Source organism: Pseudomonas sp. DTU12.3, assembly GCF_004124275.1.
Taxonomy (GTDB): Bacteria; Pseudomonadota; Gammaproteobacteria; order Pseudomonadales; family Pseudomonadaceae; genus Aquipseudomonas; species Aquipseudomonas helmanticensis.
Genome location: NZ_CP027218.1, coordinates 2,097,307 through 2,120,900, shown reverse-complemented (window position 1 = coordinate 2,120,900; position 23,594 = coordinate 2,097,307). Strand labels below are relative to the sequence as shown.

General features: G+C 57.8%; 20 protein-coding genes. 3 read left to right on the top strand and 17 right to left on the bottom strand.

The features are described 5' to 3' along the window. Positions 1-11: 11 nt before the first annotated feature. Both C2E19_RS09780 and C2E19_RS09775 read right to left on the bottom strand, forming a co-directional pair. Positions 12-464, bottom strand: coding sequence for a PaaI family thioesterase (locus C2E19_RS09780; protein WP_129391086.1), 453 nt, complete (start codon positions 462-464; stop codon positions 12-14). Then, positions 461-937 carry a PaaI family thioesterase gene (locus C2E19_RS09775; protein WP_129391083.1) on the bottom strand — a complete coding sequence of 159 codons (477 nt, stop codon included), beginning with the start codon at positions 935-937 and terminating at the stop codon, positions 461-463. The genes C2E19_RS09780 and C2E19_RS09775 overlap by 4 nt, the downstream gene beginning before the upstream one ends. Positions 938-1,095: 158 nt before the next feature. Here C2E19_RS09775 and C2E19_RS09770 point away from each other — a divergent pair, with 158 nt between their 5' ends. Beyond that, positions 1,096-1,332, top strand: a complete 237-nt coding sequence (locus C2E19_RS09770) for a hypothetical protein (protein ID WP_008082962.1) — start codon at positions 1,096-1,098, stop codon at positions 1,330-1,332. 78 nt (positions 1,333-1,410) lie between these two features. Here the strand turns inward: C2E19_RS09770 and C2E19_RS09765 are convergent, their stop codons facing one another. The 12 genes from C2E19_RS09765 to sdhC all read right to left on the bottom strand — a co-directional run bounded on the left by C2E19_RS09765 (position 1,411) and on the right by sdhC (position 15,937). Continuing rightward, the gene (locus tag C2E19_RS09765; protein WP_129391081.1) at positions 1,411-1,812 is read right to left on the bottom strand and encodes an MAPEG family protein; all 402 of its coding nucleotides are present in this window, start codon (positions 1,810-1,812) and stop codon (positions 1,411-1,413) included. Next, positions 1,812-2,549: a DUF599 domain-containing protein gene (locus C2E19_RS09760; protein ID WP_129391079.1), complete on the bottom strand. Its 738-nt coding sequence runs from the start codon at positions 2,547-2,549 to the stop codon at positions 1,812-1,814. Before C2E19_RS09760 ends, C2E19_RS09765 begins: the two co-directional genes overlap by 1 nt. A gap of 262 nt (positions 2,550-2,811) precedes the next feature. Then, entirely contained in the window at positions 2,812-4,125 is a 1,314-nt protein-coding gene (brnQ, locus tag C2E19_RS09755) for a branched-chain amino acid transport system II carrier protein (RefSeq protein ID WP_129391077.1), read from the bottom strand. A 462-nt stretch (positions 4,126-4,587) separates the two neighbouring features. Beyond that, complete coding sequence (sucD, locus tag C2E19_RS09750; protein ID WP_129391075.1) at positions 4,588-5,469, bottom strand: succinate--CoA ligase subunit alpha; 882 nt, start codon at positions 5,467-5,469, stop codon at positions 4,588-4,590. Continuing rightward, the gene (gene sucC, locus C2E19_RS09745) at positions 5,469-6,635 is read right to left on the bottom strand and encodes an ADP-forming succinate--CoA ligase subunit beta (protein ID WP_007919879.1); all 1,167 of its coding nucleotides are present in this window, start codon (positions 6,633-6,635) and stop codon (positions 5,469-5,471) included. The genes sucD and sucC overlap by 1 nt, the downstream gene beginning before the upstream one ends. A gap of 182 nt (positions 6,636-6,817) precedes the next feature. Beyond that, complete coding sequence (gene lpdA, locus C2E19_RS09740) at positions 6,818-8,254, bottom strand: dihydrolipoyl dehydrogenase (protein WP_129391073.1); 1,437 nt, start codon at positions 8,252-8,254, stop codon at positions 6,818-6,820. Between the two features lie 108 nt (positions 8,255-8,362). Continuing rightward, positions 8,363-9,583, bottom strand: coding sequence for a 2-oxoglutarate dehydrogenase complex dihydrolipoyllysine-residue succinyltransferase (odhB, locus tag C2E19_RS09735; RefSeq protein ID WP_129391071.1), 1,221 nt, complete (start codon positions 9,581-9,583; stop codon positions 8,363-8,365). A gap of 42 nt (positions 9,584-9,625) precedes the next feature. Further along, the gene (locus C2E19_RS09730; protein WP_129391069.1) at positions 9,626-12,457 is read right to left on the bottom strand and encodes a 2-oxoglutarate dehydrogenase E1 component; all 2,832 of its coding nucleotides are present in this window, start codon (positions 12,455-12,457) and stop codon (positions 9,626-9,628) included. A gap of 251 nt (positions 12,458-12,708) precedes the next feature. Then, complete coding sequence (locus C2E19_RS09725; protein ID WP_129391067.1) at positions 12,709-13,413, bottom strand: succinate dehydrogenase iron-sulfur subunit; 705 nt, start codon at positions 13,411-13,413, stop codon at positions 12,709-12,711. An 11-nt stretch (positions 13,414-13,424) separates the two neighbouring features. Beyond that, positions 13,425-15,197 carry a succinate dehydrogenase flavoprotein subunit gene (gene sdhA / locus C2E19_RS09720; RefSeq protein WP_129391065.1) on the bottom strand — a complete coding sequence of 591 codons (1,773 nt, stop codon included), beginning with the start codon at positions 15,195-15,197 and terminating at the stop codon, positions 13,425-13,427. 3 nt (positions 15,198-15,200) lie between these two features. Beyond that, positions 15,201-15,569 carry a succinate dehydrogenase, hydrophobic membrane anchor protein gene (gene sdhD / locus C2E19_RS09715; RefSeq protein WP_003222999.1) on the bottom strand — a complete coding sequence of 123 codons (369 nt, stop codon included), beginning with the start codon at positions 15,567-15,569 and terminating at the stop codon, positions 15,201-15,203. Continuing rightward, a complete protein-coding gene (gene sdhC, locus C2E19_RS09710) occupies positions 15,563-15,937 on the bottom strand; it encodes a succinate dehydrogenase, cytochrome b556 subunit (RefSeq protein WP_017127965.1) in 375 nt (124 codons plus the stop codon). The genes sdhD and sdhC overlap by 7 nt, the downstream gene beginning before the upstream one ends. Positions 15,938-16,300: 363 nt before the next feature. On the opposite strand from sdhC, the gene gltA reads away from it, so the two are divergent. Beyond that, positions 16,301-17,590, top strand: a complete 1,290-nt coding sequence (gene gltA / locus C2E19_RS09705) for a citrate synthase (RefSeq protein ID WP_007919904.1) — start codon at positions 16,301-16,303, stop codon at positions 17,588-17,590. A gap of 1,054 nt (positions 17,591-18,644) precedes the next feature. Here the strand turns inward: gltA and C2E19_RS09700 are convergent. The 3 genes from C2E19_RS09700 to C2E19_RS09690 form a co-directional block, all read right to left on the bottom strand. Further along, positions 18,645-20,303 (bottom strand): cation acetate symporter, encoded by a 1,659-nt coding sequence (locus C2E19_RS09700; protein WP_129391062.1) that lies wholly within the window; start codon positions 20,301-20,303, stop codon positions 18,645-18,647. Further along, positions 20,300-20,611 carry a DUF485 domain-containing protein gene (locus C2E19_RS09695; protein WP_129391059.1) on the bottom strand — a complete coding sequence of 104 codons (312 nt, stop codon included), beginning with the start codon at positions 20,609-20,611 and terminating at the stop codon, positions 20,300-20,302. The genes C2E19_RS09700 and C2E19_RS09695 overlap by 4 nt, the downstream gene beginning before the upstream one ends. A 240-nt stretch (positions 20,612-20,851) precedes the next feature. Continuing rightward, on the bottom strand, positions 20,852-21,703 hold the full coding sequence (locus C2E19_RS09690) for a glycine betaine ABC transporter substrate-binding protein (RefSeq protein WP_129391056.1): 852 nt from the start codon (positions 21,701-21,703) through the stop codon (positions 20,852-20,854). A 286-nt stretch (positions 21,704-21,989) separates the two neighbouring features. Here C2E19_RS09690 and C2E19_RS09680 point away from each other — a divergent pair, with 286 nt between their 5' ends. Next, positions 21,990-23,585, top strand: a complete 1,596-nt coding sequence (locus tag C2E19_RS09680) for a beta (1-6) glucans synthase (protein WP_129391051.1) — start codon at positions 21,990-21,992, stop codon at positions 23,583-23,585. Positions 23,586-23,594 lie beyond the last annotated feature (9 nt).

The window sequence follows — 23,594 nt, the reverse complement described above, 5'->3', positions numbered from 1 at the left end:
TGGGGCGCTGTTCAGGATTTCAAGGGCTCATCGATTTTGAAGTGTGCTCGGGCGGTGGCAATCGGTTCGCTTTCGGTACTTTGCCAGGCCGTGACGGCGACGTTGGCCACCCGCCGCCCCTGGCGACACACCTGACATTTGGCCCAGGTGTTGCGAAACTGCCCGGCGCGCAGGTAATCGAGGGAGAAGTCGATAATCTTCGGCACGCCGGGTGCGCCGGTGAAGATCAACAGATGCAACGCGGCTGCCAGCTCCATGAACCCGGCAATCACTCCGCCATGGATCGCCGGCAGTAAAGGGTTACCAATGTTGTCCTTGTTCGCTGGCAGCTTGAACAGCAGTTCATCGCCAACGCGCGAACACTCGATGCCGATCAGCCCGGCATAAGGGATCAACTGCAACAGCGGCGCATAGTCGCCCTGCGCGTGAGCCTTGAGCAATTGCGCTTTCAGGTCATCGCTCATTGGCCTTCTCCCTTGATTGCGCCGCCAAAACCTTTGGTGCCCTTAAGGCCTTTGCCCATGCGCATGAACGTACCGACAACATGAGCGATCGGCTGCTCAGGATCGTCCTGATAAGCAAAACCACGGGCGAAGATCACGTCAGTAGTCACCCGATAGCACTGAGCGAAGCCGTACACGTCCTTATTCGGTTCGGCGGCGTGCATGTAGTCGATGCGCAGATCGAGGGTCGGACAGACTTCGAATTCCGGCAGCACGCACAGAGTCGACATCCCGCATGCAGTGTCCATCAGTGAAGTAATCGCCCCACCATGGATGACACCCGTCTGCGGGTTGCCAACGATTTTCGCGCTGTACGGCAAGATCACCGTCAGCCCCTCAGTGGAGGCGCTATGCACCTGCAAACCGAGGACCTGACAGTGGCGCAACGCCGACAGAAATCGCGTCGCACGCTCAAAAACGGGGTTTTCGGCCATTTGATAATTACTCTCGTTATAGCCTGTTGCCAGTAGTAAGGAATAGCGCAAAAGTTCCGCTACCAAACAAAACTATATATCTGAAAGAAATGAGGAACTTAACCCTCAGCGCCAGGCTCTTAAGGCCAGTAGTTATTTTCCATAAGGAGAAACACCCCATGCGTAAGACTTTAGCTATTGCCTTGATGTTGACCGCTTCCCTCGGTCTCGCTGCCTGCGATAAAAAATCCGAGGACAAAGCTCAAGATGCCAACCAACATGCTGAACAAGCTCAGCAAGACATGAACAAAGCTCAGGATAAAGTGAACGACGCTGCGAAAGAAAACGCCGAAGCTGCCAAAGCTCAGGCTGAATCGAACGCTGCTGCGCAAGACGAAGCTGCCAAGAAGCAATAATCCGCTTTTTGCTGCAGAAAAAAGAAAACCCGCCAAGTGCGGGTTTTCTTTTGTCTGGGATTTAACGCCAGCGTCGCCTTAGAGCAACACAGTTCTAAAAGTCGGACTAATCATCAACAACAACGAACACACTAAGCCGACGAACCAGACCAGGCTGCGCAACGACGGCTGATCCGCCAGGTAAAGCCACAAGTAGAGAATCCGTGCGATCACAAAGATGATCGCCAATGTATCGATCAACCAGCCCGCCGTTTGCGTGGTATGCGCCATCAGCACACCCACCGCAAACAAGATAAATGCCTCGATGCTGTTCTGATGCGCCGCCAGTGCTCGCGCGCCGTAACCGGTCAGTTGCGCCTGTTGCTGGCGCGGCAAGTGATTGTTGTAACCGCCCTGCTCTTTCATTGCCTTGGCCACGGGCATACGCGCGACGTAGATCAGCAAGGCACTAATAAACACACACCAGAACGGAATACTCATCAAACAGCCTCTTTGTTCGCCTCGGGAATGGGCGCCTCTGTAGGGGTATAGACCATGACATCGAGAACGTCAGAATGAAACTCGCGTCGGTACAACACCAAGACCACACCGGCGCTCATTAACATGAATAACCACGGGCTGACGAACCACGCCAGCATGGTCATGCCGAAGTAGTAGGAGCGCAGACCGAAGTTGAACTGGTTGGCCGCCATCGAAATCACTCGCGCCGCCCGCGCCGCGAACGCCTTGCGCTCCTGCTCGGAGACATGGCGCTCACCGATCATCGGCGCCGAGCCGACCAGCACCGCCGCGAAGTTGTACTGGCGCATGCACCAGCTGAAGGTGAAGAACGCGTAGACGAACACCATCGCCAGGCACAACAGCTTGATCTCCGACATGCCTTGCGAGGCCTGTTGCACCATCGGGATGTCCGCGAGCAACGACACCGCGCGCTCCGACGCACCGAGCACGGTGAGAATACCGGCGAGGATGATCAGCGTGCTCGAGGCAAAAAACGAGGCGTTGCGCTCAAGATTGCCGATCACGCTGGCGTCGGCGATACGGTTGTCGCGCAGCAGCATGCGGCGCATCCAGTCTTCGCGGTACAGGTGCAGCACGCTGGCCAGGCACGCGGTATCACGCCCCTTCCACGAGGCATAACGGGTGTAACCGCCCCAGCAGATGACAAACCAGCACGCGGCGAGCAGGTGGATCAGGTTGGCTTGGATGAACGACATGCAATTCCTTGTGAGGTGTATACACACTGATTACTTGTGGGAGCGAGCCTGCTCGCGAAAGCGGTGTGTCAGCCGCCATCAATGTTGCGCGATACGCCGCTTTCGCGAGCAGGCTCGCTCCCACATTAGACTTCGGCAACCCTTCGACGTTGGTTCAGGGAAAAAGACACTGCCTGACGCGCATAAAAAATGCCCCGTATCGATTGATACGGGGCATTTCTGTTTAAGCGTTGAAGACCCGCTTTTGGCGGGTCAGGCAACGTCAGGCAACCGCTTCGCTGCGCTTGCCCAGCAGGCGATCGCAAACGACCGCGACCACCAGGGTCATCACGCATGGCACCAGCCACGCCAGGCCCTGCTCGCTCAGCGGCAGGTGCGACAACTGCGCTGGCATCCAGTCAGCCAGACCAGCGCCTTTCAGCGCGTCGATACTGCCGAACACAAACGACACCAGCATCACCGGACCGAGGATGCGCCCGTGTTCATGCCAGAAGTCTTTGCAGAAGCTCAGCGCGACCAGAACGATGCATGGCGGGTAAATCGCCGTCAGTACTGGAATCGAGAACGCGATCAGCTTGGTCAGGCCCAGATTGGACACCAGCAGCGAGAACGCCGCCAGGATGATCACCAGGGTCTTGTACGACAGCGGCAGGACACGGCTGAAGTACTCGGCACACGCGCAGGTCAGACCGACCGCCGTCACCAGGCAAGCCAGCGAGATCAGCACCGCGAGGAAACCGCTGCCCAGCGAACCGAAGGTGTGCTGTACGTAAGCGTGCAGTACCGCCGCGCCATTGGTAGCGCCAACGGCCACTTCGTGGCTACCGGAACCGAGACGGAACAGGCTGACATACACCAACGCCAGACCGACGCCGGCAATCAGGCCCGCAATGATCGCGTAACGGGTGATCAACTTCGGCGACTCGACGCCACGCGAACGGATCGCGTTGACGATGACGATGCCGAACACCAGTGCGCCCAGAGTATCCATGGTCAGGTAACCATTGATGAAACCTTGGGAGAACGGTGCCGCGACGTATTCCGGCGTGCCTTGGCCGATGTCACCCGCCGGCAAGGCAAATGCAGCGATACCCAGCACTGCCAGCGCGATGATCTTCAGCGGCGCGAGGAAACGGCCGACGGTGTCCAGCAAACGCCCAGGGTAGAGCGAGATGAAGAACACCAGCAGGAAGTACACCGAGCTGTAGAGGAACAGCGCCAGCGGGCTTTCACCGGTCAGCGGCGCCAGGCCCACTTCAAACGAAACGGTGGCGGTACGCGGGGTGGCGAACAACGGGCCAACCGCGAGGTAGCACGCAGCCGCCAGAATGCCGCCGGCAACCTTGCCGATCGGGCTGCTCAGCGCGTCCATCGCCCCACCGACCTTGGCCAGCGCAACGACGGTGATCACCGGCAGACCCACTGCGGTGATCAGGAAGCCCAGCGCGGCCATCCAGACGTGAGGTCCGGCCTGCAAGCCAACGATAGGCGGGAAGATAATGTTGCCAGCCCCAACGAACAGGGCAAATGTCATAAAGCCAAGTGCCAGGATGTCCTGACCTTTCAAAACTTTCATTAAGGTAATACCACACTACTGAATCGGAATTTAGAGGGGGATTGCCCTGTGTAATTAGGGAAATGCTGTCGATCCGTATGGGACTGACCCTTAAAGCGCGTTGCATGCCTTGTGGGCGGCAGACGCAAAAATGGCTGCTAGCCTAACGAATTTGGCGTGTAAACGCACTGTTAGAGGGCGAACTATCCGATACGCGACGTTTCCGTGTCGCGTTTACGTATCTATTTTTCGTTGGTACGGCAAAGATCAAAAGATCGTCCGATCGCGGCCCGAGCCTTCGGCAGCTCCTACAGGGGATGACGGTTGCCGGCCATGAAGGCATTTCGATCGCCCCCCAATGAAAACGCATTTCCATGTAGGAGCTGCCGCAGGCTGCGATCTTTTGATCTTCTGAATTGCAGAAACGACAAAGGCCACCCGAAGGTGGCCTTTGTTTGGTGGAGCGTCAGCTAAGCGCGAGGCTTACTTGACAGCCCAACCGGTCAGCTCGGCCAGGGCCTTGCCGATGTCTGCCAGCGAACGCACGGTTTTAACGCCTGCGTCTTGCAGAGCAGCGAATTTCTCGTCTGCAGTGCCTTTGCCGCCAGAGATGATTGCGCCAGCATGGCCCATGCGCTTGCCCGGAGGAGCAGTCACACCAGCGATGTAGGAAACAACCGGCTTGGTCACGTGTACCTTGATGTAGGCAGCCGCTTCTTCTTCAGCCGAACCGCCGATCTCACCGATCATTACGATCGCTTCGGTCTTCGGGTCTTCCTGGAACAGCTTCAGGATGTCGATGAAGTTCGAACCAGGGATCGGGTCACCACCGATGCCGACGCAAGTCGACTGACCGAAACCGGCGTCAGTGGTCTGCTTCACAGCTTCGTAGGTCAGGGTGCCGGAACGCGAAACGATACCGACCTTGCCTGGCAAGTGAATGTGACCTGGCATGATGCCGATCTTGCATTCGCCTGGGGTGATCACGCCTGGGCAGTTAGGGCCGATCAGGACAATGCCCAGATCGTCGCAAACTACTTTGGCATCCAGCATGTCCAGGGTAGGAATGCCTTCGGTGATGCAGACGATCAGCTTGATGCCGCCGAAAGCAGCTTCCAGGATCGAATCTTTGCAGAAAGGAGCCGGAACGTAGATAACGGAGGCGGTAGCGCCAGTGGCCGCTACTGCGTCTTTAACGGTGTTGAACACTGGCAGACCCAGGTGTTCGGTACCGCCTTTGCCAGGAGTAACGCCACCTACCATCTTGGTGCCGTATTCGATGGCTTGCTGGGTGTGGAAACTACCTTGCGAACCGGTAATACCCTGGCAGATAACTTTGGTGTCTTTATTGATCAGGACGCTCATTATTTGCCCTCCGCAGCTTTGACAACTTGTTGAGCAGCGTCGGTCAGGCTGGTAGCAGCGATGATGTTCAAACCGCTTTCTGCCAGTACTTTAGCGCCCAGCTCAGCGTTGTTGCCTTCAAGGCGAACAACAACCGGGATTTTCACGCCGACTTCTTTCACAGCGCCGATGATGCCTTCGGCAATCATGTCGCAGCGAACGATGCCGCCGAAGATGTTGACCAGTACTGCAGCGACGTTGGTGTCGGACAGGATGATCTTGAACGCTTCAGTTACGCGTTCTTTGGTAGCGCCACCACCTACGTCGAGGAAGTTGGCTGGCTTGCCGCCATGCAGGTTGACGATGTCCATGGTACCCATGGCCAGGCCAGCACCGTTGACCATGCAGCCGATGTTGCCTTCCAGTGCCACGTAGTTCAGTTCGAACTTGGCAGCGTGCGCTTCGCGCGGATCGTCTTGCGACGGATCGTGGAAAGTCTTCAGCTTAGGCTGACGGTACATTGCGTTGGCGTCGATGTTGATCTTGGCGTCCAGGCAGTGCAGATCGCCGTCAGCCTTGATCACCAGCGGGTTCACTTCCAGCAGAGCCAGGTCGTGATCCTTGAACAGCTTGGCCAGACCTACGAAGATCTTGGCGAACTGAGCAACCTGCTTGCCTTCCAGACCCAGCTGGAATGCCAGCTCGCGACCCTGGAATGGCTGAGCGCCAACCAGTGGATCGATAGTGGCTTTCAGAATTTTTTCTGGAGTGTCGTGAGCGATTTTCTCGATGTCCACGCCACCTTCGGTGGAAGCCATGAACACGATACGACGGCTCGAACGGTCAACGACAGCGCCCAGGTACAGCTCTTTAGCGATATCAGTGCACGATTCAACCAGGATCTTGGTGACTGGCTGGCCATTGGCGTCAGTCTGGTAAGTCACCAGACGCTTGCCCAGCCACTGCTGTGCGAAGGCTTTGGCGTCTTCTTTGCTGCGAACCAGCTTGACGCCGCCCGCTTTACCGCGACCACCAGCGTGGACCTGGGCTTTGACAACCCACTCACTGCCGCCGATTTTGTCGCAAGCTTCTGCTGCTGCTTCCGGGGTGTCTACTGCGTAACCAGTGGAAACTGGCAGGCCGTATTCAGCGAACAGCTGCTTACCCTGATACTCGTGAAGATTCATGCTTTTTACCGTCTTCGTTAGGTACTGCGCATTCGGCGCTGCGCTCGTTTGAGTGCCGCGCCACCTGTGACTGCTGCTTGCGTAGCTGAGCTACGCAAGGCTGCGTCCAGCGGACATTCCGCGGTGAGTCTTGCTCGCAAGGCTCACGACGGGCCGTTACCGCCGTGGTTTCTTATTGTCTGTTAACGCTTTTTGCGGTTGGCAATGTGGATGGCGCCGCCATTCACAGCCAGAGCAGCTTCGTGCAAGGCTTCAGACAGGGTCGGATGGGAGAAAACCATCATGCCCAGGTCTTCAGCGCTGGTGCCGAATTCCATACCGATCGCGCCCTGCTGAACCAGTTCTGCAGCGCTCGGACCAATGACGTGCACGCCCAATACGCGGTCAGTCTTGGCATCAGCGATGACCTTGACGAAACCACCGGTATCGTTGGCGGCCATGGCACGGCCAGAAGCGGCGAACGGGAAGGTGCCGACGTTAACTTCAACGCCTTCAGCTTTCAAGGCCTGCTCGGTTTTGCCAACCCATGCGATTTCCGGGTGAGTATAAATAACCGAAGGGATCAGGTCATAGTTCATCTGGGCTTTGTGGCCCTTGATGCGCTCGACAACCATGATGCCTTCTTCCGACGCTTTGTGAGCCAGCATCATGCCGCGAACCACGTCACCGATGGCGAAAACGCCCGGTACGGTGGTCGCGCAGTGATCGTCAACGTGCACGAAACCGCGCTCGTCGAGGGTCACGCCGCTGTCGGCAGCCAGCAGATCAGTGGTCACTGGACGGCGACCAACGGCTACGATCAGCTTGTCGAAAGTGATGGTCTGTTCGCCGTTGGCATCGGTGTAGTTCACAACGACTTCGTCGCCGTTCACTTTCGAGCCGGTCACGCGAGCGCCCAGTTTGATGTCCAGACCTTGTTTGGTCAGGGTTTTCAGCGCTTCCTTGGAAACAGCGGTGTCCGCTGCCATCAGGAAGGTGTCCAGCGCTTCCAGAACAACCACTTCCGAACCCAGACGCGACCAGACCGAACCCAGTTCCAGACCGATCACGCCAGCGCCGATCACGCCCAGACGCTTAGGTACGGTCTGGAATTCCAGAGCGCCAGTCGAATCGACGATGACGTTCTGATCAACCGGAGCCGGTGGAATGTCGATCGGACGCGAACCTGGCGCCAGGATGACATTTTCAGCTTCGATGATTTCAACCGAGCCGTCTGGCTTGGTGACTTCGACTTTCTTGCCAGCCAGCAGTTTGCCGTGGCCCTGGATCGAAGTAACGCCGTTGGCCTTGAACAGGGTGGCAACGCCGCCGGTCAGGTTCTTGACGATGCCAGCCTTGCGGCCAACCATCGCAGCGACGTCCATTTTGACTTCGCCGGTCGAGATACCGTGAACGTTGAAGCTTTCTTTCGCTTCCTTGTATTTCCAGGAGCTGTCGAGCAGCGCCTTGGAAGGAATGCAGCCCACGTTCAGGCAGGTGCCGCCCAGGGCTTGCTTGCCTTCTGCGTCGGTGTACTTCTCGATGCAGGCAGTGGTCAGACCCAGCTGCGCGGCCTTGATGGCAGCCACGTAGCCACCAGGGCCAGCACCGATCACTACTACGTCAAATTTCTGCGACATTCAAAAAATCCTCTTTAGCAATAAAGCTACAAGCCGCAAGCTACAAGCTCCCAGCCACCCCGCTCGCTTTGAGCTTGTGGCTTGAAACTTGAAACTTGCAGCTGTTTTTTAGATATCCAGCAACAGACGCGCCGGATCTTCCAGCAGGTTCTTGATGGTCACCAGGAAGGTCACAGCTTCTTTGCCATCGATCAGACGGTGATCGTAGGACAGTGCCAGGTACATCATCGGACGGATAACGACCTGACCGTTGATGGCCATAGGACGCTGGATGATGTTGTGCATGCCCAGAATCGCTGCCTGCGGCGGGTTGACGATCGGGGTCGACATCATCGAACCGAAGGTACCACCGTTGGTGATGGTGAAGGTACCACCGGTCATCTCGTCCATCGACAGTTTGCCGTCACGGGCTTTTTTGCCGAATGTTGCGATGCCGCCTTCGATTTCAGCCAGGCTCATCAGTTCGGCGTTACGCAGAACCGGAACAACCAGGCCACGGTCGCTGGAAACGGCAACGCCGATGTCAGCGTAGCCGTGGTAAACGATGTCAGCGCCGTCGATCGATGCGTTGACAGCCGGGAAGCGTTTCAGCGCTTCGGTAGCGGCTTTCACGAAGAACGACATGAAGCCCAGGCGTACGCCGTTGTGGGACTTCTCGAACAGGTCCTTGTACTTCGAACGCAGGGCCATGACTTCAGTCATGTCGACTTCGTTGAAAGTGGTCAGCATCGCCATGTTCGACTGTGCTTCAACCAGACGCTTGGCCACGGTGGCACGCACGCGGGTCATCGGTACGCGCTTCTCGATGCGGTCGCCAGCGGCGAACACAGGAGCGGCGGCCGAAGGAGCAGCAGCCTTGGCAGGCGCGGCAGCCGGAGCGGCTTTCTTGGCAGCAACAGCCGCAACCACGTCTTCCTTGGTCACACGACCGCCTTTGCCGGTGCCGGCAACGGAGGCGATGTTGATGCCGTTTTCTTCAGCCAGCTTGCGCGCGGCTGGAGCAGCAACAGGATCGTCTTCGCCTTCGCCAGCAGCTGGAGCAGCGGCAGCGGCCGGAGCAGCAGCGGCGGCTGGAGCAGCGGCAGCAGCGCCGCCCGCTTCGATGGAACCCAGCACTTCGTCGGACAGAACGGTGTCGCCTTCGTTCTTGACGATTGCGCCCAGCACGCCGTCGGCGGTAGCCAGAACTTCCAATACGACTTTGTCAGTTTCGATGTCGACGATCAGGTCGTCACGCTTGACGGCGTCGCCCGGTTTTTTGTGCCAGGTGGCAACGGTGCCATCGGCAACCGATTCCGGGAAAGTGGGGGCTTTGATCTCGATAGCCATTATCTGTAGTTCCTTAAATTCGGTTTCAGGTGCGCGAAGGCGTTAAATGGTAAACGCGTCTTGCAGGAGTTTTTCCTGCTGCTCGGCGTGCATCGATGCGTAACCACAAGCAGGTGCAGCAGAAGCCTCACGGCCCGCGTACTCAAGTACGAGAGACTTGTCGAGGTTGCTGATGCTGCGGCGCAAGTGATGCTGGCTGCAGTACCAGGCGCCCTGGTTCATCGGCTCTTCCTGACACCAAACGGCATTTTTGACGTTGGTGTACGGAGCCAGGACTTCTTTCAAGTCGTCCTCAGGGAATGGATACAACTGCTCGATACGCACGATGGCGATATCTTCACGGCCTTCGGCACGGCGTTTTTCCAGCAGATCGTAGTAGACCTTGCCGCTGCACAGAACAACGCGCTCGACCTTTTTCGGGTCAAGTGCATCGATTTCCGGGATAACGGTCTGGAACGAACCTTCGGCCAGATCTTCCAGGGTCGAGATGGCCAGCTTGTGGCGCAGCAGCGACTTTGGAGTCAGCACGATCAACGGCTTGCGCAGCGGACGAATCACCTGACGACGCAGCAAGTGGTAGATCTGTGCTGGCGTGGTCGGTACAGCTACCTGAATGTTGTGCTCGGCGCACAGTTGCAGGTAACGCTCAAGACGTGCCGAGCTGTGCTCAGGGCCCTGACCTTCGTAACCGTGTGGCAGCAACATGGTCAGACCGCACAGACGGCCCCACTTGTGCTCGCCGCTGGTGATGAACTGGTCGATAACAACCTGTGCACCGTTGGCGAAGTCGCCGAACTGGGCTTCCCAGATCACCAACGCTTCTGGCGTGGTGGTCGAGTAACCATATTCGAAAGCCAGTACCGCTTCTTCCGACAGGAACGAGTCGTACAGGTCAAAGCGTGGCTGACCGTCGTACAGGTGCGCCAGCGGAATGTAAGTGCCCGCGTCTTTCTGGTTGTGCAGCACAGCGTGACGGTGCGAGAACGTACCGCGGCCGATGTCCTGACCGGTCATGCGAATCGGGTGACCTTCGAACGCCAGGGTCGCGTACGCCATGGTTTCGGCGTAACCCCAGTTGATCGGCAGGCCGCCGGCTTGCATTTTCTGACGGTCTTCGTAGATCTTCGCAACCTGACGCTGAACCACGAAGCCGTCCGGAATTTCCAGCAGCTTGGCGGACAGTTCTTGCAGGGTCTTCAGATCGAAACGCGTGTCGTGACGCGCAGTCCAGGCGTGGCCCAGATACGGACGCCAGTCCACGAACAACTCTTTGTTCGGCTCTTTGACCAGCGATTTCACTACGTGCAGACCGTTGTCCAGCGCGTTGCGGTATTCGTCGACTTTCGCCTGAACACGTTCAACGTCCAGTACACCGGACTGAGTCAGACGATCAGCGTACAGCTCACGGGTGGTGCGCTGCTTGGTGATCTGCTGATACATCAGAGGCTGGGTGCCGCTTGGCTCGTCAGCTTCGTTGTGGCCGCGACGACGGTAGCAGACCAGGTCGATCACCACGTCACGCTTGAACTGCATGCGGTAGTCGATGGCCATCTGGGTGACGAACAACACAGCTTCCGGATCATCACCATTCACATGGAGGATCGGCGCCTGGATCATCTTCGCAACGTCGGTGGCGTACTCGGTGGAACGCGAGTCCAGCGGGTTGCTGATGGTGAAACCAACCTGGTTGTTGATCACGATGTGCACGGTACCGCCGGTCTTGAAACCGCGGGTCTGCGACATCTGGAAGGTTTCCATGACCACGCCCTGACCTGCAAAAGCAGCGTCGCCGTGGATGGAGATCGGCAGAACCTTCTCACCGGTCGGGTCGTTACGACGATCCTGACGGGCGCGAACCGAACCTTCTACCACCGGGGAAACGATTTCCAGGTGGGACGGGTTGAACGCCATGGCCAGGTGAACTTCACCGCCGGCGGTCATCACGTTGGACGAGAAGCCCTGGTGATATTTAACGTCACCGGAACCCAGCTCGACCTTCTTCTTGCCTTCGAACTCGTCGAACAGCTCGCGCGGGTTCTTGCCGAAGGTGTTGACCAGCACGTTCAGACGGCCACGGTGGGCCATGCCGATGACGACTTCCTTGGTGCCGTAGGAACCGGAACGCTGGATCAGTTCGTCGAGCATCGGAATCAGGCTTTCGCCGCCTTCCAGACCGAAACGCTTGGTGCCCGGGTATTTGGTGCCCAGGTATTTTTCCAGGCCTTCACCGGCAGTCACGCGCTCAAGCAGGTGGCTCTTGATGTCGGCGGAGTACGTCGGACGACCACGCACGCTTTCCAGACGCTGCTGGAACCACTGGCGCTGCTCGGAATCGGTGATATGCGTAAATTCAGCGCCGATGGTGCGGCAATATGTCTGCTGCAACGCTTCGTGAATTTCGCGTAGGCTCGCTTCCTCTTTGCCGATGAACAGGTCGCCGGCACGGAAGGTCGTATCAAGATCGGCATTGGTCAAGCCGTAATGATTGATCGACAGGTCTGCAGGTGCAGGACGCTGCCACAGCCCCAGCGGGTCAAGCTGGGCTGCCTGGTGGCCACGCATACGGTAGGCCTGGATCAATCGCAGCACTTCAACTTGCTTCTTCTCGTGCTCACTGCTCACGCTCCCGGCGGAAACCGGTTGAGCGCGGCGCTGGTTCTTTGCCAGCAGCACGAAATGATCGCGAATTGTGGAGTGCGAAACATCAGTGGCAGAGTTGCCGTCGGCAGGCAACTTCTGAAAGTAGGTGCGCCACTCTTCTGGCACAGCGTTAGGGTCGTGCAGGTAGAGCTCATAAAGCTCTTCCACATAGGCAGCGTTTCCACCTGAAAGGTAGGCGCTGTTCCACATGCGCTGCATCACGCTTTCTTGCATGCTTGGTCACCCTCGGTTAGGGGAACACCATCGGCGTCGACACCGAGCAAACTTGCAGAAGTCCGAATGCAGCGACTAAAACAAGCCACTTAGGATCACACTGATAGTCCGGGTACCAGCCCGGATGCCCCTGCTTGTCTCATTTCTTCAAAATAAGAGCGGCAGCTTGTGGCTGCTGCTCTGGTTATAGCCATGACGCGGGTTGAAGCCCGCGCCACAGCCTCTACGGTACAGCGGTTACAGCAGCTGAATCACACGCCGCTCGAAAGCAGCATGTTACGGATGTGACCGATGGCCTTAGTCGGGTTCAGGCCTTTCGGACATACGTTGACGCAGTTCATGATGCCCCGGCAGCGGAATACGCTGAACGGGTCATCGAGCGAAGCCAGACGCTCGGTAGTCTTGGTGTCACGACTGTCTGCCAGGAAGCGATAAGCTTGCAGCAGTGCAGCTGGACCCAGGAACTTGTCCGGGTTCCACCAGAAGGACGGGCACGAAGTCGAGCAGCAAGCGCACAGGATGCACTCGTACAGACCGTCGAGCTTTTCACGCTCTTCTGGCGACTGCAGACGCTCGATGGCCGGAGCCGGCGTGTCGTTCTGCAGGTAAGGCTTCACCTTCTCGTATTGCTTGTAGAAGATGCTCATATCGACGACCAGGTCACGGATAACCGGCAAACCTGGCAGTGGACGAACAACCAACTTGTTACCTTTTACAACCGCAGACAGCGGCGTGATGCACGCCAGACCGTTCTTGCCGTTGATGTTCATGCCGTCGGAACCACAAACACCTTCACGGCAAGAGCGACGATAGGAGAAACCCTCGTCCTGCTCTTTGATCAGGGCCAGTACGTCCAGCACCATCAGATCTTTACCACCGGTATCGATCTGGAATTCCTGCATGAACGGCGCGGCGTCCTGATCAGGGTTGTAACGATAAACGCTGACTTGCAACATGGCGGCCACCCTTAATAAGTCCGAATCTTAGGTTCAAAAGTCGGAACAGTCTTCGGCGAGAAGTTCACGGCACGCTTGGTGACGCGCTTGTCACCCGGGAAGTACAGGGTGTGGCACAGCCAGTTTTCGTCGTCACGGTCTTCGAAGTCTTCACGGGCGTGAGCACCGCGCGACTCTTTGCGGACTTCAGCGGCGATGGCGGTAGCTTCAGCCACTTCCAGCAGGTTTTGCAGTTCCAACGCTTCGATACGGGCAGTGTTGAACGCTTGCGACTTATCGTTGATCTTCACGTTGGCGATGCGGGTACGCAGGTCAGCAAGCTGAGCGATACCTTTCTGCATGTATTCGCCGGTACGGAACACACCGAAGTAGTTCTGCATGCAGTTCTGCAGCTCGCGACGCAGGGTTGCCACGTCTTCACCATCAGTACGGCTGTTCAGCGCGTTCAGACGCGACAGGGCAGCTTCGATGTCAGCTTCGGTAGCGTCGTCGTACTCGATGCCGTCGGTCAGGGCTTTTTCCAGGTGCAGGCCGGCAGCGCGGCCGAATACCACCAGGTCGAGCAGCGAGTTGCCGCCCAGACGGTTGGCACCGTGAACCGATACGCAAGCCACTTCGCCTACCGCGAACAGACCAGGAATGATCTGATCGACGCCTTCAGCGTTCTGGGTGATCGCCTGGCCGTGAATGTTGGTGGCAACGCCGCCCATCATATAGTGGCAAGTCGGAACAACCGGAACCGGCGCAACAACCGGGTCAACGTGAGCGAAAGTCTTCGACAGTTCGCAGATGCCTGGCAGACGGCTGTGCAGTACTTCCTCGCCCAGGTGGTCGAGCTTGAGCAGTACGTGGTCGCCATTCGGGCCGCAACCGTTGCCGGCGATGATTTCTTTAACCATCGAGCGAGCAACAACGTCACGACCGGCAAGGTCTTTGGCGTTCGGAGCATAACGCTCCATGAAACGCTCGCCGTGCTTGTTGATCAGGTAACCACCTTCACCACGGCAACCTTCGGTAACCAGTACACCGGCGCCGGCGATGCCGGTCGGGTGGAACTGCCACATTTCGATGTCTTGTACCGGCACGCCAGCACGCAGAGCCATGCCGACGCCGTCACCGGTGTTGATCAGGGCGTTGGTGGTGGATGCGTAGATACGACCTGCACCGCCGGTAGCCAGTACGGTGGCTTTAGCGCGGATGTAGGTGGTTTCGCCGGTTTCGATGCAGATCGCGATCACACCGACGAAGTCGCCTTCCTGGTTTTTCACCAGATCGACAGCGTAGTACTCGTTCAGGAACGTGGTACCGGCTTTCAGGTTGCCCTGATAAAGGGTGTGCAGCAGCGCGTGACCGGTACGGTCGGAAGCGGCGCACGTACGGGCAGCCTGCCCGCCTTTGCCGTAATCCTTGGACTGGCCACCGAACGGACGCTGGTAGATACGGCCCTGTTCGGTACGCGAGAACGGCATGCCCATGTGGTCCAGCTCATAAACAGCAGCCGGGCCTTCCTGACACATGTATTCGATAGCGTCCTGGTCACCGATGTAGTCGGAACCCTTGACGGTATCGTACATGTGCCAGCGCCAGTCATCGTTCGGGTCTGCAGACGCGATTGCGCACGTGATGCCGCCCTGAGCGGATACGGTGTGCGAACGGGTCGGGAAAACCTTGGTAATCACGGCAGTCTTGTGACCGCCCTGTGCCAGCTGCAGCGCAGCGCGCATGCCAGCACCGCCACCACCAATAATGATGGCGTCGAAAGAAATCGTTGGAATGTTAGCCATGACTCAGATACCCCAGAGAATCTGCACACCCCAGACGAAGTAAGCGAACATCGCGACGCCGCATACTGCCTGGAAAAGGAAACGTATAGCCGTTGCGGACTTGCCGAACGCCATTGGCGTCAGGTAGTCGGTCGCAATGGTCCACATGCCGACCCAGGCGTGAGCGCCGAGGGCAACAAGGGCCAGGAGGCTGAAAATACGCATCCCGTTGTGGGCGAACAGTTCATGCCACTGGGCATACTCGAGGCCAGGGTGGGCCACGACGTATCCGATCAGAAAGATGAAGTAAGCCGCGAGAACGACCGCAGACACACGTTGCGCCATCCAGTCATAGAGGCCCGAACGCGACAGGTTCGTGACGTTAGTTACCATATCCAAACTCCTGCCAGAACGATTACCACCACGGAAACGGCGATAACGATTTTCGAGCCCAGCTTGCCGCCTTCCAGCGTCTCACCGATGCCCATGTCCATGATCAAATGGCGCACACCGGCTACCAGGTGATACAGCAGAGCGGACAGGATGCCCCAAATCACTAGCTTGGCTAGCGGACTGGTCAGACACGCTTTCACCTGACCGAAGCCTTCCTCGGAGCTCAGCGACTTGTCCAATGCGTAAAGCATGATGGCCAGGCTGACAAAGAGGATGACACCGGAGATACGGTGAAGAATGGACGTGTAAGCAGTGACTGGGAGTTTGATGGTCCTTAGGTCTAGGTTTACAGGTCGTTGGCTTTTCACGGCTTTTTTTTCACACTGAAGAGCCCCTAACAATCAGGGCAAAGTTGTTGGGGAGTGCACTGGTCAGGTAACCACCACCCAGGGATGCGACCCCCAATGAAAGCAAGCCCAAAAGCCCTTGGCGGTCGGTGGCCGAGTATAGACAGTTAGGCTACTAATGACAACGCAATCACCTACCCCCAATAGCTGATTGCACAAGTTGCATAAAAGGCGTAAATGGCAGTCAATTTCGAGGAAAAAGTGCGCTTAAAGCCTTCTGGAGCAAGACTTTAGGCAAATTGACATTCGAATTTATCTCACTATAGTGGTGCGGGCCCTGCGTGGGGGGTCTGTCTGATGGTTCAAGCATAAATAGGAGGCCACATGGCTGACAAAAAAGCGCAGTTGATCATCGAGGGCGCAGCCCCCGTCGAGCTGCCCATTTTAACCGGCACCGTTGGTCCCGATGTAATCGATGTTCGGGGCCTGACGGCCACGGGCCGCTTCACTTTCGACCCTGGTTTCATGTCGACCGCCTCGTGCGAGTCGAAGATCACCTATATCGACGGCGACAACGGCATTCTGTTGCACCGCGGCTACCCGATCGAACAGCTGGCTGAAAAATCGGACTACCTGGAAACCTGCTATCTGCTGCTCAACGGCGAACTGCCGACCGCAGAACAGAAGGCCCAGTTCGTCAGCACCGTGAAAAACCACACCATGGTTCACGAGCAGCTGAAAACCTTCTTCAACGGCTTCCGTCGCGACGCCCACCCAATGGCCGTCATGTGCGGTGTAGTCGGCGCCCTCTCGGCCTTCTACCACGACTCCCTCGACATCAATAACCCGCAGCATCGCGAAATCTCCGCGATCCGCCTGGTTGCCAAGATGCCGACCCTGGCAGCGATGGTTTACAAGTACTCCATGGGCCAACCCATGATGTACCCGCGCAACGACCTGACGTACGCGGAAAACTTCCTGCACATGATGTTCAACACACCGTGCGAGATCAAACCGATCAGCCCGGTACTCGCCAAGGCCATGGACCGGATCTTCATCCTCCACGCCGACCACGAGCAGAACGCTTCGACCTCCACCGTGCGTCTGGCCGGCTCTTCGGGTGCCAACCCGTTCGCCTGTATCGCCGCCGGTATCGCCGCACTGTGGGGCCCTGCCCACGGCGGCGCGAACGAAGCCGTGTTGACCATGCTTGACGAGATTGGCGATGTGTCGAACATCGACAAGTTCATCGCCAAGGCCAAGGACAAGAATGATCCGTTCAAACTGATGGGCTTCGGTCACCGCGTTTACAAGAACCGCGATCCTCGCGCGACTGTAATGAAGCAGACCTGCGACGAAGTACTCAAGGAACTGGGCATCAACAACGATCCGCAACTCGAACTGGCCATGCGCCTGGAAGAGATCGCGCTGACCGACCCGTACTTCATCGAGCGCTCGCTGTACCCGAACGTCGACTTCTACTCGGGGATCATCCTCAAGGCGATCGGCATTCCAACCAGCATGTTCACCGTGATTTTCGCGCTGGCACGTACTGTTGGCTGGATTTCGCACTGGAAAGAGATGCTCTCCAGCCCGTACAAGATTGGCCGTCCGCGCCAACTGTACACCGGCTACGAGTCGCGTGATATTTCCAAGCTGGAAGACCGCAAATAAGATCTGTCTTGCGATAGGTTCTTAAGTTGTATCGGGAACGGCCTCTATTTATATAGGGGCCGTTTTTGTTTGTGGTCTCAGCGGCCTTTGGGCCGACTGTTTTTTTGGAATCGGGTGTATATCCGTTTTTGAGTAGCTGCTGCTGGCGGTTTCGCTCTTACAGCGAGTCACCTTTTCCAAACGCCGAAAAGGTAACCCAAAAGGCTTGGCCCCGGCGTACGGCACTTCGCTGAGGCTCAGTGTTCCCTCGCTACGGCGTCCATCCGGGGGCATCGCCTACGGTTTGCTTCGCTGCACCTCCTCTCGATGTATGCGGCTGCGCCGCACGGCGCTGCGCGCCTACCCCCTGATGAACACCTTCGCTCGGCCTGGCGATGGGGCAAAAGATCAAAAGCCAAAGCCAAAGCCAGATCAATAGCCCCTCACCCTAGCCCTCCCGAAACGTCGGACCGCCCGTAGGGAGAGGGAACTGACCGCGGCGTTTGGGGGAGGTGCGCCGACGTGAAACACCGAGTCGAACTCAGGTTCTGAAAGGCTCACAAATCGGCTCCCTCTCCTTAGGGAGAGGGCTGGGGTGAGGGGCGAATCCAACACCGAACCAAAGCCGAACACACGCTTTTCACCACTCAATAGGCCGAGTGTCAGCTCGCCTGCTCTTGATCTTGATCCACCGGCGACATCGGAAGGCTGAGCGGAGGGTTTGATCCGGGAGTGGGAGCGCAGCGACCGTTTGGCGCAGCCAAACACAGCGAGAGGAGGTGCAGCGAAGCAAACCGTAGGCGCTGCGCCCGGATTGATCCCGGAGAGAAGGAACCCCGAGCCCCAGCGAGCGGGCCGTACGTAGGAGCAAGCGTTTTTTTGCTTACTTTTTTTTGGCGCTTGTAAAAAAAGTGAGTCGCCGTAAGGGCGAAACCCTAAGCAGCCGTTACCGCAGCAACGGATATGTACTCAATAAACACCAACCACAAAGACCTCAGTCCGATAACCGCCCACAAAAAATGCCCCGATCTCTCAACCGGGGCATTCAGCACAACATTACCAAACCATCAAACCATCAATGCGAAACCGCCCCGCTCGCCCCCAACCCAGTCTGCGAACGCACAAACTGCGGGAAGAATAGCGCCCGTTCTTTGTCCGCAGCCGCCGATTTATCAGTAATCGAGAAGAACCAGATCCCGACAAAGGCAATGATCATCGAGAACAGCGCCGGATACTCGTAAGGGAAGATCGCCTTCTCGTGATGCAGAATCTGCACCCAAATGGTCGGCCCAAGAATCATCAGCCCCACCGCACTGATCAACCCCAACCAGCCGCCAATCATCGCGCCACGCGTGGTCAGCTTCTTCCAGTACATCGAAAGCAACAGCACCGGGAAGTTGCAGCTCGCCGCAATCGAGAACGCCAGGCCCACCATGAACGCAATGTTCTGGCTTTCGAACAGGATACCCAGGCCGATAGCCAGGATCCCCAGTGCGATGGTGGTGATCTTCGAAACGCGAATCTCATCCTTGTCGTTGGCCTTGCCCTTTTTGATCACGCTGGCATACAGGTCGTGAGACACCGCCGAAGCACCGGCCAGGGTCAAACCTGCCACTACCGCCAGAATGGTCGCAAAAGCTACCGCCGAGATGAAACCGAGGAAGATACTGCCGCCCACCGCGTCAGCCAGGTGCACCGCCGCCATGTTGTTGCCGCCGAGCAGAGCGCCCGCTGCATCTTTGAAGGCCGGGTTGGTGCTGACCAGCAAGATCGCGCCGAAGCCGATGATGAAGGTCAAGATGTAGAAGTAACCAATGAAGCCGGTCGCGTACAGCACGCTCTTACGCGCTTCTTTTGCGTCGCTCACGGTGAAGAAGCGCATCAGGATGTGTGGCAGGCCAGCGGTACCGAACATCAGTGCCAGGCCCAGCGAGAACGCCGAAATCGGATCTTTCACCAGACCGCCCGGGCTCATGATCGCTTCACCTTTCGGGTGAACCTTGATCGCCTCGGAGAACAGCATGTTGAAGTCGAAGTTGACGTGCTTCATCACCATCAGTGCCATGAACGAGGCACCGGACAGCAACAACACGGCTTTGATGATCTGTACCCAGGTGGTCGCGAGCATGCCGCCGAACAGCACGTACATGCACATCAGGATACCGACCAGAATCACCGCCACGTAGTAGTCGAGACCGAACAGCAGCTGGATCAGCTTGCCGGCACCGACCATTTGCGCGATCAGGTAAAACGCCACCACCACCAGCGAGCCGCAGGCGGACAGGGTGCGGATCTGGGTTTGCCCGAGGCGGTAGGACGCCACGTCGGCAAAAGTGTACTTACCCAGGTTACGCAGACGCTCGGCGATCAGGAACAGAATGATCGGCCAGCCCACCAGGAAGCCGATCGAGTAGATCAGGCCATCGTAGCCGGAGGTGAACACCAGCGCGGAAATCCCCAGGAAGGACGCCGCCGACATGTAGTCACCGGCAATCGCCAGACCGTTCTGGAAACCGGTGATCTTGCCGCCCGCCGCATAGTAGTCGGCAGCCGACTTGTTACGTTTGGATGCCCAGTACGTGATGCACAGGGTGGCGCCAACGAACACTACGAACATGGCGATCGCGGCGACGTTGAGCGGTTGTTTGTGGACTTCGCCGGTCAGGGCGTCAGCGGCCCAGACGGCTGGCGCGAACGCCGAGATGCTCAGAAGAGCCAGTAGACGCCGGATCATTGCTGAGCCTCCTTGAGAATCGCATTGTTCAGGTCGTCGAACTCGCCATTGGCGCGGCGCACATAGATGGCGGTCAGGATGAAGGCCGAGACAATCAGCCCGACACCGATCGGGATGCCCCAGGTGATGGATGACTCAGGACTGATCTTCGCCCCGAGCACTTGCGGCCCATAAGCGATCAGCAGGATGAATGCCGAGTAAAGCCCTAGCATGATCGCCGAGAGTATCCAGGCGAATCGTTCCCTTTTCTGAACCAGCTCCTTGAAGCGCGGGCTGTTTTGAATCGAGAGGTAAATGCTGTCGTTCATTGTTTTTATCCTCGCAGCACAGATTATTGTTGGAACATAGCTAATGTATGCGGCTGCGAGCGCGGTAACAGACGACCTTAGTAGTAGAACGCCATGACAGTTTTGCCAATTTCCGGTACACACAAAACAACTGTGGGAGCGGGCTTGCTCGCGAAGGCCTCGTATCAGTCAACACATCAGTCGAATGACAGACCGCTTTCGCGAGCAAGCCCGCTCCCACAGGGTTGGGTGGTGAAGCGGTTATTTAGTCCAGTCAGCCACGCGATCCGGGTGTTTGGCTACCCAATCCTTGGCGGCGGCTTCAGGTTTTGCACCGTCCTGAATCGCCAGCATGACTTCGCCGATTTCGTCTTTCGATGCCCACTGGAAGTTCTTCAGGAACTTGGCCACTTCCGGCGCCTTGGTGTCGAGTTCTTTGCTGCCGATGCTGTTCACGGTTTCAGCCGCGCCGTACACGCCTTTCGGGTCGTCGAGGAAGCGCAGTTTCCACTTGGCGAACATCCAGTGCGGCACCCAACCGGTGACGGCAATGGATTCGTTTTTCTTCTCGGCACGGGTCAGCTCGGCGATCATGCCGGCGCCGGAACTGGCCTTGAGATTGTATTTATCGAGGCCGTAATCCTTGATCGCCTGATCGGTTTTGAGCATCACGCCTGAACCGGCGTCGATGCCGACGATGCGATTTTTGAAGGTGTCATCGGTTTTCAGGTCTTCGATCGACTTGGCTTTGACGTACTCCGGCACGATCAGGCCGATTTTTGCGTCCTTGAAGTTCGGGCCGTAATCGACGACCAGATCCTTGTTCTTCGCCCAGTACTCGCCATGGGTGACTGGCAACCAGGCCGAAAGCATGGCGTCGAGTTTGCCGGTGGCAACGCCCTGCCACATGATCCCGGTGGCGACGGCTTGCAGCTTCACGTCGTAGCCGAGTTTCTGCTTGATGACCTCGGCTGCCACGTGCGTGGTCGCAACGCTGTCGGACCAGCCGTCAACGTAACCGATGTTCAGGGTCTTGGTTTCCGCGCTGGCCAGTGTTGCGCCCATCGCAAGCGCCAGTGCGGCACCTGCGCTTAAAAGTCGTCGCATCTTCATCGTTACTTCCCCGAAATGCTGCGCCCGACGGATGACGGGCGGTATCAACGTATTGTTATGGTGCACAGCGCCCCCATCACGCCTGACCGCAAACTCGCACGAACATCAGTGGAGTGCTGACGCTTTGATCATCAACCTCACGCCGCACGCGACCTGCTCTGTCAGCGACCTCAAGACAACGAGAAACGACATCAGAAGGCCATTAACTGCCTCCGGATAATTGGCGCCAGACAATCCGCCCGAACTTTGCATGTCAAAATCATGCGGGCCACCAACCCCTGTATAAATGCAGGTAACATGCGTCGCTTTGCAGCCACTCGGCCTGACCATGTCCGCGACTTCCCGCTTCCCTTTCCTGCCTTATCTCTTCGCCTGCCTGCTTGGCCTGTTTGCCCTCGGCGGCTTTTGGTACGGCCTCGGCAAACCGGTGATCCTGCCGGACGCCGCAACGCCGACGCACAAACTGCAATGCGCCTCCTACACGCCGTTCGACAAGGACCAGTCGCCGTTCGACGTGCCGTTCAAGCTGCGCCCGGAGCGCATGGACGCCGACCTCGCGTTGCTGGCGACACGCTTTGAATGCATTCGCACCTATTCAATGACCGGCCTTGAAGCGTTGCCCGATCTGGCGCGCAAGCACGGTCTGAAATTGATGATCGGCGCCTGGGTCAACAGCAACCCGGTGGACACCGAAAAAGAAGTCGAGCTGCTGATCAAATCGGCCAACGCCAACCCGGACGTGGTCAGCGCGGTGATCGTCGGCAACGAAGCGCTGCTGCGCAAGGAAGTCACCGGCGCGCAACTGGCTCGCCTGATCAACAAGGTCAAGAGCCAGATCAAGCAACCGGTGACCTACGCGGATGTCTGGGAGTTCTGGCTCAAGCACCCGGAAGTCGCGCCGGCAGTGGATTTCCTGACCATTCATTTGCTGCCGTACTGGGAAGATGATCCCTCCAACATCGATGCCGCCCTGCACCACGTGGCAGAGGTGCGTCAGGTGTTCGGCAACAAATTCGCACCGAAAGACGTGATGATTGGCGAAACCGGTTGGCCCAGCGAAGGCCGCCAGCGTGAAACCGCCCTGCCGAGCCGGGTCAACGAAGCCAAGTTCATTCGTGGTTTTGTCGCCATGGCCGAGAAGGAAGGCTGGCATTACAACCTGATCGAAGCCTTTGATCAGCCCTGGAAACGGGCGAGTGAAGGCGCGGTCGGTGGCTACTGGGGACTGTTCGATGCGGATCGTCAGGACAAGGGTGTACTCGCCGGGCCAGTGACCAATGTGCCGTACTGGAAGGAATGGCTAGCGGTCGGTGGTTTGATTTTCCTCGCAACCTTGCTGCTGGGCGGTCGCGTGCGTACCACCCGCGCAGCCCTGGTGTTGCCGCTGCTGGGCGCTCTCGCCGCTTGCTCGATGGGCGCGTGGGGGGATCTGGCGCGCGTGACCACACGCTTTACCGGTGAATGGCTGTGGGTCGGTTTGCTGACGGTGTTGAATCTGCTGGTGTTGGCGCATGCTGCACTGACGCTCAGCGCGCGTACGGGTTGGCGTGAACGGGCGTTCAGTCTGCTGGAGCGGCGCGCCGGCTGGCTGGTCGCGGCGGCCGGGTTTGCGGCGGCAGTGATGATGCTCGAGATGGTCTTTGACCCGCGTTATCGCAGCTTCGCCAGCATGGCGTTTGTGCTGCCAGCGCTGGTTTACCTGTGCCGCCCGGTGAGCGTGCCGCGTCGAGAGATTGCCTTGCTGACGTTTATTGTCGGTGCGGGGATTGCGCCGCAGTTGTATCAGGAAGGTTTGCAGAATCAGCAGGCGTGGGGTTGGGCGTTGGTGAGTGGATTGATGGTGGCTGCGTTGTGGCGCTGCCTGCGCATTCGAAAGGACTGATCAAAAGCA